The following is a 12,606-nucleotide window of genomic DNA, read 5'->3' as shown; positions in this document are numbered from 1 at the left end:
CGCACAGCAGTTACTAATGGCTGCCAGGATTAATGGAGAAAGTATGAGTATCAACACGAAGCCTGAAAGATGGGATTTCCTGTCCGGCGTGCCCCTCGATCTATTCAAGCGCGCAAACGGAAAATGTTCGCTCCCTAGATGCAATAATTCCACCGCTGCACCCGCAGAAGTGGACTCTAGCGCGATAAATATGGGAAAAGCGGCGCACATATATAGTGCATCAGAGGATGGGCCGAGAGGTCGTGGTGGCAAAAACGAAGCGTTCATCCGGAGTGCAGAGAACGGTCTCTGGTGCTGCGCCGTCCATGGCGACCTGATCGACAAGAAAGGAGGAAAAGAGTTCGCGGCGGAGAAGCTGTTTAATTGGAAGAAACTGGTTGAAGCACGCGCCAGAAAGCAGGTTGATCAGGTTCCGTCTCCACGAGGCTGGGTCGATGTCATCGAACTCACGCTCTTGCCATTCGCGGTATCAGCAAAGCTACAGATAAAGCTATCGCGCTTCAATCTTCTACACGGCCCCTCAAACAGCGGGAAGTCCGTACTCCTTGAGCTCGCGGCCTCGATCACAAACTCACATAATGCTCGTCGGATGCTCTCTCAAAGCCAGGGACCGCGCGCAGCATCAAATTTACCCACGTGGTCGGGCAAAGTTTTATACACGACGGTCGATGTATTAGACAAGGTCGTTCAACTTGACATCGATGCTGGACACTTTAGACGACGGGAAGGATCGACACCCTGCCTCCTCCCGCCGGGTGATATTGAGGTGATACTTTGCAGTTCGAACGACGCCGAGCAACGAACAGATGAAGACGATGTCGAATTTTTGATGAGATTGCTAAATATAGACCACAGTACCGTACACGCACTTCTCAGTCTGGCAGTTGGGAAGTTATTGCCTGGTAAATATCGTATAGCTCAAGGCTATGAAGACAATGAACACGGCACTGATGTTCAGCTGAGATTCAAGATCAACGGCAAGCCCCATTTTGAACTCCAATTTTCCGACGGAAATTCATGGCTTCCGCTTTCATCACTGTCGAAGAGTAGTACCGACAAGGTTATTCTTGATCTCTTCATTGCTAAGGCACGGGAAGTCGCCAAACAGCGACTAACTTTATTTCTGGTTGATGGCATTTCGTTCAATTTTGACGAACCTAATTACCAGAATCTTCTCAACACAATCGCGGCAGAGGAGTTTCAAGCCGTTCTTTGCCTGCCACCTCGGCAGGAGCAGTTTCTCTTGGAAAAACGCGAAGGATTGCTGCGTTTAAAGGACGTTGCACACCTTCGGTCTTGGGATCTAATTCAACTAACTCGATAGCCCGCCAACTAATAGTGGAGCACCTCAAGTCTAGAGCGTATTATTCAAAAAACTGCGGGTAGATATTTGATGTAATTTTTTCAACCGTGCCGAATGCTGACTTTGTCGATGAAGAACGGAGCTTCGCGGCTCTGTATATAACGCCGATGTAAGCGCCTGAGCTGCAGCTTCACACGCTTTTGCGTCCGTAAACTAAAATAAAATTGCGGAAGCGAGACACGCATAGGCTAACAAGAATTTAAAATTTAAGTATTTTAATATAAGGTGCACATGGCAGTCAGCACGATGGGGCCATTACTGGTCGTCCATATGAATTTCACCAGTAAACAGGAACTAGCGCGCCTAGGTTTTGTGTGATGCCGTCCAGCAAGGGACGCGCGATACGGTGGAGCTGGAATGAACGGAATATCGTTATTGGGTGAAAACGCCTAGCAGGCGGCAGATTTACATGGCATCGACTTGCAGAGCGCCAAACTGACCGAGGCGAGGAAAGGGCTTTGTGCTGCCGACCAAGCATTGAAAATTGAACGTAGGCAATGGTCTATGCTTGGATTATTAATTCTGCGTCCGGCTTTCTGCGAATTTTATTTTCTATACACTTATTCCCCCTTGACAAAAAAAATATGAAAACACCACAATATCCATAAAAACATCAATAATTAGCGACAAATAATCTCCGAAACCCATAGAAAATAAACAAAATGATTCAAGCGATGCTCGATTTTATACGCATAAACAAGGAATGGTTTTTTAGCGGCGCAGGAGTTGTTGCAATAAGCGCCATTTTTAATTTTTTACGCAACAAGACTAAAGAAAAGGACCCTCCCACTACCAATCAGATCGCTACTAGAAATGCCGTGAATATCCAAGGCTCCGGCGACATCGCTGTGGGCTCAATTATCGTGAAAGAAAATAGCATCCCAACAAAACTTGCAAAACCAATTTTTTTCATTAAGCCATCCGGTCGCACCTTGATATCTGGACAAGATCCAGAACACAGACTTCAGATTCACAATCGAGGTGGAGATTGCTATAACGTAAATCTGCAATCAGATGTTTTTTCAAAAGAATTTAATTTCCCTAAAATATCTCGCGGACGTCACACCTCTATCACAGTAACTACTCCTCGCGGAACGGATGCTATGACAATCATCATCACAGCTTTAGATGGAAATGGAATGGAACACCAGCAAGCAATTAATGGAATTAATTTTAGAGATGGCTATAAATTCTACTAGGGCGCGTTATGAAATTCAGGGTTGGTTCATAGCTAAAATTTCCGGATGTTTCGCAAGCCTTATTCCACCCGTGTCATCGATGAAAAATGGAGATTGCAGCCCATATCTGACGCTGTTGGAAACGGCTGCGCCACAGCGTCAACATGAACTGTGCGATGTCGCTGCGCTGGATCGTACGTACTGACGCGCAGTGCGTATGCTGCCGATACATTTTCCTCCTTGAGAAGCGGTCTACCAGCAGTGTCGGCGCTGGGTTGAAGCAGGTTGTTTTGAGGTGATGGTATCGGACCTGCGGCCGGTCGTTCGCGCTGCAAAACGACCCAAAGGCCATCCCGGCGCGATCGTTCTGGATGGCCGAACGCTGCAATCAAGTTGTGACAGTGGCCCACGTGCTGGCTACGATGTCTACGAGCGCAAACGCGGCAGCAAGGTTCACACGGCGTGTCGATACCATTGGACATTTACTCGCCGTTCACGTCACCCCGGCCGATGAGCAAAATCGTGCGCAGGTCTAGGTCTTATGCGATGCGGTTCAGCAGGTCACTGTTGAGACATTCAAGCTGGCGTGGGCCGATCAAGGCTATACGGGTGAGAACGCCCAGCAGGCAGCACTGAACCGCTGGATTGATCTACAGATCCTTGAGCTGCCCGCAGTCAAGAAAAATTTCGTCTTGCTGCCCAGGCGTTGGGTGGTCGAACGCAGTTTCGACTGGCTAGCATGCTGCCACCGTTTTACACGAGGTTATGAGCGCTTCTCCTCAGTCTTGAGCGGGCTGCATTTTTAGGTGTTCTCTATCCTGATGCTTCCCGCCGCTACACAGATTTTGGCCGCTGCGGGAAGTTCCCGACATGCTCTAGATCTAAATGAAAGGCTTCGCTGACCTGCGCATGGGACTTGACGCCTAGAGCGAGTGAGTTTAAGAGGGTTCAAATCGGCTAAAGAGCTGGACCCATAGCTCAACCAGACCATCGTCGATTTCACCAATTCCCTTGGTTAGCAGGACAACTTTCACCCGCTTAGCTACTTCAACCTTCCACCCAGCCGTAAGTTCAATACTTTCACTCTTAGCCCAGGCTTCAACCTGCGGCACGATTGGTTTCTCTTTCGAAGCGACTTCCAAGAACTGCTGTTCCGATGCACGGAAATGTCGGTCCACCGCCTCGACAAAACGCTCATGTGGTATCAGATCCTCTAGCTCCGATCCGTTGAAATCGGTGAACTCTTCTGTTGTCAGAACCTTCTTTTCCTCACCGTTATAAAGACTGCTTTTTAACTCAGTCGCCATTCTAAGACCCATCTGGTCACCGTCTAACAGAACGACTGGAAGACTCTCGTCCCGGCCGGTCAAGATAGACGCGGTAATTCTCAACGTCTTAGTTCCGCCTGCGGGGGGAAACACAAGCTCGCGGCGAGGCTTGATCTTCCCGGAACCAATAAGAAGAGCCTTGATCATCGTCAGATAATGTTGATCGGAGGCACCTTCGACAACGATCGGGAGGCAACCTAACAAAAGGCTTTCAGCGACGTTCAGGTTGAGTGCTGAGTACACGGCATATGCTGCGCCGGCCTGTGCCGGGTCAACGCCCGACTGACGCAAGTTTGGTGATGCCTCGGTGGAGCCATCCGCAGCAACATAGACTTTTCGCACTCGATCCAACCGATCTGGGTCGACGAGGAAAGGCGAGTGCGTCGTGTAGATGATCTGATTAGTCCTCGTCAGTCCATCGAAAAAGGCTGAAAGATCGCGTTGAGCGAGTGGATGAAGAGATAGTCCTGGCTCATCGAGCAGAAGAATTGCGCCCTCGTGATCACCCTGGCTTTCGACCAAAAATACGAGGTAGAAACTTAGGAACCACTGCAGCCCCGTACTGCGATTCTCAAGCTCTACTTCTTCTGGGCGTCGGTCATCCGAAACCCAAATGCGGAAGTGATCGCCGTCGGCTTCGAATCGAAAACGATAGTCGCCTTGCTTCCACCAAGACTTAAACTCCTTGGTTAGAGTCGTGCCTGCAGACTGTAGCAAGATTGAGCGTTCTCGCTTGCGTTCAGCTATTTGAGCAATTTCTTCTGCGGTGGGCTGGCGATTCTGGTTATTTAGATCTTTGAAATCGCGACCAAGTTCAAGGATCTCTTTGGGTTGGAGACGAACAAAACTGAAGAGCACGCGGAGGGTCCGCGCCTTAGACGCTTCCTTTGCGCCAAGGTCCCCTCTTTTTAAATTATCGACCACATGCGGCAGATAAATCTCCGAATCCAGATTTCCATAGTTGGAATAGTAGACAAATTTAGGGATCGCGCTCAGAACAAGGTCCCTAACGCCCTCAATATTTTCCGGTGTAGGCGACTTGATGTTGGACAGCCATAAGCCCATCACGTCGATCGTCTGCTGAAGACGAGGAACAATCGTTGACGTCTTGGCTGGCTGGTCTGGCAGTAACTTTCCTAAGGACTCGATGGCAGTATCTAGATCCTGAGCCGTCCAGTACTGATCAGTGAACTCTGCCAAAGCACGAACGTTCTCAACGATCGTTGACTTAAGATGATCTTCGCTCTTGAGCGCGTCGGTTCGCTGAATAGCCGAGACTAAATTCGCCAATTCGCCTTTGATCTCCGATGCAGCGACTGTCGTCTTGGGAGCATACTGGGGAAACGAGATTTTGTGGCTTCCATCGAAGTACCTATCAACACGAACAACTTCTAGTTGTGCACCGTCGAGGTTCGTAATGGTTATTAGATTCTCTTTGAACTGGGCGACGTCAAAATCGGCGCTGATAAATTTATATTTTTCTGGTGCGTCTCGCACATCGGCAAACATGGTCTTCGGATAGTCTGATGTCGGCTGAATCTCGCCTTCACGAGCAGGATTAAGTTTCCAAAGCGGAAGCAGCAAATTTGTCTTCCCCGATTCGTTAACACCGATTAATGCGGCGACATCACCAGCATCGATATAGCCACTATCCCTCACAGATCGGAAATTTGTAACCCGGTACTTGATCAACTTCATACTATTTCCCGAAGAGGTTGTAGACTCGATCACGCGGCATCTCCAATTAGATGAAAATCAATAGCTTTCGAATCGGTTGGACGCATGCAACATCAACGAAACATCAAACTATTTGCCGAGCACGCCTAGGCGATCAAGGGCTAGTAAGTCAAAGACCTTGCAGACCTACCCCGCATTTAGCCAAAAGCTAGAAGAGAGGTCAGCTCGGATGATGCAACACATTTCCAGTGAAAGTGGACGTCTACCGTCCGCAATCCGCATACAGAGACGTCAACCTAAATAAACAATTACAAATTATTCACCCGGCAGAATAATATTATTGCTCCTGAAGGCAACAACATCTGCGTTGCTTAGCAGCTTCGCACAGTCATTAGCAAAATTCTCCAGAAGCGGAGGATTAGAAACACTGTGTCCAGGATGGAAGCTTTGATTTGTAATATTTGCGCTCTTGCTCAAATAATAGACACGACCTCGCCCTTTCCCATCTTGATCAAGCTGCGTCACCTTTCGCAGCTGACCGCTGGAGGTAATGAAATATTCTCCAACCTGTACGGACGATGCAGATACTGGCACAATTTACTCCTGTCATTGATAACATATTTAACCTAGCACATGAAAAGATAATACCCAGCATCTCCCAACAAGACCCTCAAACCACGAATAAACCAAGTCAAAAATAAATTAATGCACACAAATATGGTCAACACCATTGATTTCGGATCAAAGTGCTATACAGGTAGTCTTCATCAGCTGCACCGTGCGGACATGCTCAGCATAACCGTGCCCCCCAGCTCACTCAATTTATTTCAAAATTACTATCGCCGTAGCTAACGTAGAAACAAGAATTTTTACGAGGCCACATGAATGCCAGGAAGCTTGAAGAACTGTTCTATAAATTGCTATCGGCTGTACTTATCAAGCGAATCTTGATCGATCCAATATTCGGCGATTTCTCTATATCTTGGTGTGACCTCCGGTTAACCGGAAGCCACACCAAGCAATCTCAAAAACCTGCACGAAATATTCAGGGCCATGCAGTCAGCGCGAGGTGACCGAACTCCCCTCATTCCAAGTCCCCGGCACCAAAATCTTCCGATCTACATTCTGCACGTCACGCAGCCCGCACAGCGCCATCGTGATATCCATCTCATTGCGAATCAGCGAAAGCGTCTTCGTCACGCCCGCTTCACCCATCGCACCCAGCCCATACAAGAACGCACGGCCGATATAAACCCCACGCGCGCCCAGCGCCACGGCCTTCAGCACATCCTGGCCTGAACGCACGCCACCATCCATATGCACTTCAATGCGATCACCCACCGTCCGCACAATGCGCGGCAGTGCCTCAATCGACGACAGCGCCCCATCCAACTGACGCCCTCCGTGGTTCGACACGATCAGCGCATCCGCACCTGAGCGAACGGCCATCTCGGCATCTTCTTCATCAAGAATGCCCTTGATGATCATCTTGCCGCCCCAGCGTTCCTTGATCCACTGCACGTCGTCCCAGCTCAGCGCGGGGTCGAACTGCGTAGCGGTCCACGAAGACAGCGAACTCATGTCCGCAATGCCGTCCACGTGTCCCGCGATATTGCGGAAGGTGCGGCGTTGCGTGCCCAACATGCCTAGGCACCAGCGCGGCTTGGTGGCCAGGTTGATCATGTTGCGCAGCGTGGGCTTCGGCGGCGCGGAAAGGCCGTTCTTGATGTCTTTGTGGCGCTGACCGAGGATTTGCAGGTCGAGCGTGACGACCAGCGCCGAGCAGCCTGCGGCTTTGGCGCGGTTGATCAGGCGTTCCATAAAGGCGCGGTCGCGCATCATGTACAGTTGGAACCAGAAGGGTTTGCTGGTGTTCTCGGCTACGTCTTCGATGGAGCAGATGCTCATGGTCGAGAGCGTGAACGGGATGCCGAATTTTTCAGCAGCGCGTGCGGCCAGGATTTCGCCGTCGGCGTGCTGCATGCCGGTCAGGCCGGTGGGTGCAATCGCCACAGGCATGGAGACTTCCTGACCGATCATGGTGCTTTTCAGCGTGCGGTTTTCCATGTTGACCGCGACGCGCTGGCGCAGTTTGATCTTGCCGAAGTCGGTTTCGTTGTTGCGGTAGGTGGACTCGGTCCAAGCGCCGGAATCCGCGTAGTCGTAGAACATCCGGGGCACGCGGCGTTTGGCCAAGATACGCAGGTCTTCGACCGAGGTGATGACTGTCATGTTTGCTTCCTTCGAGAGTTCCGAAAGAATAGTGGTTTTTCCAAAGACCTTCGCCTAGCGTGTGCCCTAGCCAACACCGCGCAAACCGGCCCGTCCAGGCAGCCTGGACGATGCCAGGCGGTATTCAAGCCAACGCATTCAGCCGAGCGCGAGCCGCCACATATTCCGCATGCAGCCGATCCACCAACTCCGCCACCGGTGGCGCGTCGTCCATCAAGCCTACGCCCTGCCCTGCGCCCCAAATGTCGCGCCAAGCTTTTGCTTCGCTGCCACCGCCTGAACCGAAGTCCATTGCTTTGGCAGGTTCAGTGGGCAACGCTGCCGGGTCATAACCCGCAGCCACAATCGAGCGCTTCAGATAGTTGCCATGCACGCCGGTGAACACGGGCGTGTAGATCACTTCGTCCGCAGCCGAGTCGATGATGGCTTGGCGGTAGGCGTCGCCGATGTTCGATTCCCGGCTGGCCAGCCAGCGGGTGCCGATGTAGGCCAGGTCTGCGCCCATGGCTTGCGCGGACAGCACGGCGGAGCCGGTGGCAATGGAACCTGACAGCACGACCGGGCCGTCGAAGAATCGGCGCACTTCGCCTACCAGCGCGAAGGGCGACAAGGTGCCCGCGTGTCCGCCCGCCCCGGCTGCGACCAGGATCAGGCCGTCGACGCCGGCTTCCAGCGCTTTGTTGGCATGGCGGATGGAGATCACGTCGTGCAGCACGATGCCGCCGTAGCTGTGCACGGCGTCCAGCATTTCTTTTGGCGGCGCGCGCAGGCTGGAGATGACGATGGGCACCTGATGGCGCACGCAGGTTTCTATGTCCTCTGCCAAGCGGGTGTTGGACTGGTGGACGATCTGGTTGACCGCTAGCGGGCCGATGATGGCGTCGGGGTTCAGGCGGCGATGTTCGGCCAGCGCTTCTTTTATGTCGCCAAGCCAAGTGTCCAACATGCTTGCCGGTCGGGCGTTCAGTGCGGGGAATGCGCCGACGATGCCGGCTTTGCATTGCGCGATGACCAGTTCAGGGCCGCTGGCGATGAACATGGGCGAGGCGATGACGGGCAAGCGCAGGTTTTGCAGAATGGCTGGAAGTGTCATGACGACCTTGGAAGAGAATGTGTGTAGACCAATGCGTCAGCGACCCGTGTACTTAGCCGGTCGCTTACCCAGGAACGCCGCCACGCCTTCCTGGAAGTCCTCGGTCGCCGCGGAGGCCTCGAAAGCAGCCTGTTCCGCATCCAGCTGCGCAGACAAACTGCGTTGACCCGCATCCCTCAGCAGGTGCCGAATCTTTGCGTAGGCGGCGGTCGGGCCGTTGGCCAGGCGCTGCACCAACGCATCGGTTTCTGCTTCGAGCGCATTGGTCGGCACGACGCGATTCACCAGTGACAGCCGCAAGGCTTCCTGTGCATCCAGCGTGTCGGCCAGCATGGCGATTTCCATGGCTTTGCGCAGGCCTACGACCTGCGGCAAGTGCCAGGTTGCGCCTACGTCGGGGCTGGCTCCGATGCGGGCGTAGGCCAGGGTGAACTGGGTGTTCTCGGCGGCGATGGCAAGGTCGGCGGCAAGCGCGATGCTGACGCCGGCACCTGCTACGGCACCGTGCAGGCTGGCTACGACGGGTATCTGCAGATCGGTGATTATCCGCACGCAGTCGTGGGCGACGGGCAGCAAGGCTTGCACTTTGGCGACCGGGTCTTGCTGCAAGGCTCCCAGATCGCCGCCCGCCATGAAGGCGCGGCCTGCGCCGCGCATCACCAATACGCGCAGCCCGGCAGTGTCGCGAACGGTTTGCAGGGCGGCTTGCCAGGCGCTTGCCATTGCTCCGTCCAGCGCGTTGAGCACGGCGGGACGGTTGAAGGTGAGACGTGCCACGGGGCCATCGATGTCGAGCAGAACGGGGGATGTTGCTGCGGCATCCGGCGTGCTGGATGTGGTCGCACCAGATGTGGACTTACCAGATGCGGAACTGCCGGATGTAGCTGCAGCAGATGCAGAACTGCCGGACGTAGCCGCAGCAGATGCGGAAGCGCTGGACACGGATGTACCAAGCGGAGACGTGCTGGAACTGGACATGCAAAACCTCGGTCGGTGATGGCCGCAGCGGCCTTTGGCGGGGAGGCATCAAGACCAGGGCGTATGGGGCCAAAGTCTAGGTATTAGTCATCGGTAATTTAAGACGGCGATTACCCTTACGGCGGATCTGGCCCTTACAGGAACGCTATACGAGGCAGATTCGAATCATCAAGGTATGCACAACCATATCAATACCCACCGCCCCGCGCACAGTCCCGCACGCCCTGTCATCACCTAACTGGTAAACTACCCGGTTGCCCCTTTTTGACTGCCTGCCGTGACCACCAGCGCCTTCTCCAGCTTGCCCTTGTCCCCCGCGATGCTCGCGACGCTGGACACGCTTGGCTACCACAACATGACCGCGATCCAGGCGCAGAGCCTGCCGACCATTCTGAATGGTCGCGATCTGATCGCCCAGGCGAAGACGGGTAGCGGCAAGACTGCGGCCTTTGGTATTGGCCTGTTGCAGAACCTTGATGTGACGAGCTTCAAGGTGCAGGCACTGGTCTTGTGCCCGACGCGCGAACTGGCTGACCAGGTGTCGCAGGAAGTGCGCAAGCTGGCGCGTTCGATCCCGAATCTGAAGATTCTTAATTTGTCGGGCGGCGCGCCGATGCGCCCGCAGGTGGAATCGCTGCTGTATGGCGCGCACGTGATTGTGGGCACGCCGGGCCGGATCTTCGATCACCTGGATCGCGGCAGCCTGGAACTGCACGAACTGCGCACGCTGGTGCTGGACGAGGCCGACCGCATGGTCGACATGGGCTTCATCGACCAGATTTCGCAGATCGTGGCGCTGTGCCCGCCGCGTCGCCAGACGCTGCTGTTCTCGGCGACCTTCCCCGACGACATCAAGAAGATCAGCGGGCGCTTGATGCGCAACGCGGAAGAGATCAAGGTGGAATCGATCCACCAGTCGGCGCAGATCGAGCAGTATTTCTACGAGATCGACGAAGACGAGCGCACCGAAGCCGTGGTGAAGCTGCTGAAGCATTTCCGCCCGGAGTCGGCGATTGCGTTCTGCAATACCAAGGCGCAGTGCCGCGAACTGGTTGACGACTTGGTGCGCCAGGGTTTCAGCGCGCTGGCTCTGCATGGCGATCTGGAACAACGCGATCGTGACGACGTGCTGGTGATGTTCGCCAATCGCAGCTGTTCGATTCTGGTGGCTACTGACGTGGCCGCACGTGGGTTGGATATTCCGAACCTGGACGCGGTGATCAACGTGGAAGTCACGCGCGACAAGGAAATCTACGTTCACCGTATCGGCCGTACCGGTCGCAGTGGTGAAAAAGGCTTGGCGCTGAACCTGGCTTCGCCGGAAGAAGTTCACTTTGCCAACCTGATCGAGACCTTTATTGGCAGCCCGCTGCAATGGCGTGACATTGAGAAGCTGAAGCCCGCGCCTGGCGACATGCTGCGCCCGCCGATGGTGACGGTGTGCGTGCATGGCGGCAAGAAGGACAAGCTGCGTCCGGGCGACTTCCTGGGTGCGCTGACCAAGGACATCGGCCTGACGATGGACCAAGTGGGCAAGATCAACATCACCGAGTTCGTGACCTTCGTCGCGCTGAAGCAGGAAATTGCGGACGCCACGCTGGAAAAGCTGTTGAAGACCAACATCAAGGGCAAGCGCTTCAAGGCGCGCTTCATGCAGCAGAATTAAGGTGCTGTGAACGCGGTGATATTGCTCTGATGCGGCATTAAACCGCTGTGAAATCCACCGCCTTCAAACGCACGATTCAGAACGACTCATCCAGGTTTTTCCCGGCGGCGGGTGCCGGTGGGGCACGGTAAGATTGCCGGGTCCCTTCCGCACCAACTGCTTGGCGCAGGCCAGCAGATTCCATGTCCAACAAGTCACCCGCTCCGCACCGCTCGCCTACCATTCCGTCGCAATCCGCCGCGAAAACCGCACCGGACGCCAATGCGCCGGAGCGCTCGTCGCTGTTCGTCAATTCGGTGGAAAAGGCGATGCGGGTACTGTCCGCATTCGATGGCACCCGCAAGCGTCTGACGCTGTCGCAAGTGGCGGCGCAGACCGGCATGGACGTGAGCACGGCGCAGCGTTTCACCTACACCTTGGTGACGCTGGGCTACTTGCAGAAAGATGAGTCCAGCAAGACGTATTCGCTGGGCGTGAAACTGTTTGATTTCACGTACAACTACGTGGCGTCGAACGACTTGGTGTATCGCGCCACGCCCTACTTGCAGCAGCTAAGCCGCGAGACGGAGGAGACCACGAACATCACGGTGCTGGACGGCCCGGACATTGTGTACGTGCTGCGTATCGTCAGCCGCAACGTGCTGAACCCGACGGTGATCGTGGGCAATCGTCTGCCTGCTTATTGCACCTCGCCCGGCCTGGCGATGCTGGCGCAGATGCCCACTGAGCAGGTCGATGCCATCTTGGACGACACGCAGCTGATTGCCCACACGCCGAACACGGTGAACGATCGCGCGGCCATTCACGCGCGGCTGGCTCGCATCCGCGATGCGGGGTATGCGATAACGGCCGAGGAATACTACATGGGCGATATCTCGGTGGCGGCGGCGATTGTGGATGCGGAAGGACGCCCACTGGGTGGCATCAACGTGGCGGTGACCAAGCCGCGTTGGCGTGCGGAAGATGAAAAGCACTTGTCGGACTTGGTGATCACGGCGGCCGGGGCGATTTCCGGGCGAAGGTAGACAAGGTCGCTACAGACCATAGATCAAACAAAATGGGGGATCGCAATTATTTGCGGTCCCCCTTTT

The 12,606-nt window shown here is 54.5% G+C and carries 9 protein-coding genes and 1 pseudogene; 6 read left to right on the top strand and 4 right to left on the bottom strand.

Annotated features, from left to right (window positions below; genetic code table 11):
* Positions 1 to 43: 43 nt before the first annotated feature.
* The 3 genes and pseudogenes from FXN63_RS06510 to FXN63_RS27005 all read left to right on the top strand — a co-directional run bounded on the left by FXN63_RS06510 (position 44) and on the right by FXN63_RS27005 (position 3,443).
* Complete coding sequence (locus FXN63_RS06510; protein ID WP_148813836.1) at positions 44 to 1,324, top strand: hypothetical protein; 1,281 nt, start codon at positions 44 to 46, stop codon at positions 1,322 to 1,324.
* Positions 1,325 to 2,025: 701 nt separating this feature from the next.
* A complete protein-coding gene (locus tag FXN63_RS06505; protein WP_148813834.1) occupies positions 2,026 to 2,562 on the top strand; it encodes a hypothetical protein in 537 nt (178 codons plus the stop codon).
* Positions 2,563 to 2,607: 45 nt separating this feature from the next.
* Positions 2,608 to 3,443: pseudogene (locus FXN63_RS27005) on the top strand (IS5 family transposase).
* A gap of 36 nt (positions 3,444 to 3,479) precedes the next feature.
* On the opposite strand, the gene FXN63_RS06495 reads toward FXN63_RS27005, so the two are convergent.
* The 4 genes from FXN63_RS06495 to FXN63_RS06480 form a co-directional block, all read right to left on the bottom strand.
* A complete protein-coding gene (locus tag FXN63_RS06495) occupies positions 3,480 to 5,567 on the bottom strand; it encodes an AAA family ATPase (protein ID WP_148813832.1) in 2,088 nt (695 codons plus the stop codon).
* Positions 5,568 to 6,605: 1,038 nt separating this feature from the next.
* Positions 6,606 to 7,778 (bottom strand): alpha-hydroxy acid oxidase, encoded by a 1,173-nt coding sequence (locus FXN63_RS06490; protein ID WP_148813831.1) that lies wholly within the window; start codon positions 7,776 to 7,778, stop codon positions 6,606 to 6,608.
* A 124-nt stretch (positions 7,779 to 7,902) separates the two neighbouring features.
* Entirely contained in the window at positions 7,903 to 8,871 is a 969-nt protein-coding gene (locus tag FXN63_RS06485; protein ID WP_148813829.1) for an NAD(P)H-dependent flavin oxidoreductase, read from the bottom strand.
* Positions 8,872 to 8,907: 36 nt separating this feature from the next.
* Positions 8,908 to 9,648: an enoyl-CoA hydratase/isomerase family protein gene (locus FXN63_RS06480; protein ID WP_246165050.1), complete on the bottom strand. Its 741-nt coding sequence runs from the start codon at positions 9,646 to 9,648 to the stop codon at positions 8,908 to 8,910.
* A gap of 10 nt (positions 9,649 to 9,658) precedes the next feature.
* On the opposite strand from FXN63_RS06480, the gene FXN63_RS27000 reads away from it, so the two are divergent.
* The 3 genes from FXN63_RS27000 to FXN63_RS06470 all read left to right on the top strand — a co-directional run bounded on the left by FXN63_RS27000 (position 9,659) and on the right by FXN63_RS06470 (position 12,540).
* A complete protein-coding gene (locus tag FXN63_RS27000; protein ID WP_246165049.1) occupies positions 9,659 to 9,868 on the top strand; it encodes a hypothetical protein in 210 nt (69 codons plus the stop codon).
* 258 nt (positions 9,869 to 10,126) lie between these two features.
* Entirely contained in the window at positions 10,127 to 11,515 is a 1,389-nt protein-coding gene (gene dbpA / locus FXN63_RS06475; RefSeq protein ID WP_148813825.1) for an ATP-dependent RNA helicase DbpA, read from the top strand.
* A gap of 182 nt (positions 11,516 to 11,697) precedes the next feature.
* Positions 11,698 to 12,540 (top strand): IclR family transcriptional regulator, encoded by an 843-nt coding sequence (locus tag FXN63_RS06470; RefSeq protein WP_148813823.1) that lies wholly within the window; start codon positions 11,698 to 11,700, stop codon positions 12,538 to 12,540.
* Positions 12,541 to 12,606: the final 66 nt, after the last annotated feature.

The sequence above is a fragment of the Pigmentiphaga aceris genome (assembly GCF_008119665.1).
Classification (GTDB): Bacteria; Pseudomonadota; Gammaproteobacteria; order Burkholderiales; family Burkholderiaceae_B; genus Pigmentiphaga; species Pigmentiphaga aceris.
The sequence above is the reverse complement of the archived record's forward strand: the minus strand, read 5'-3'. Positions and strand labels throughout refer to the sequence as shown.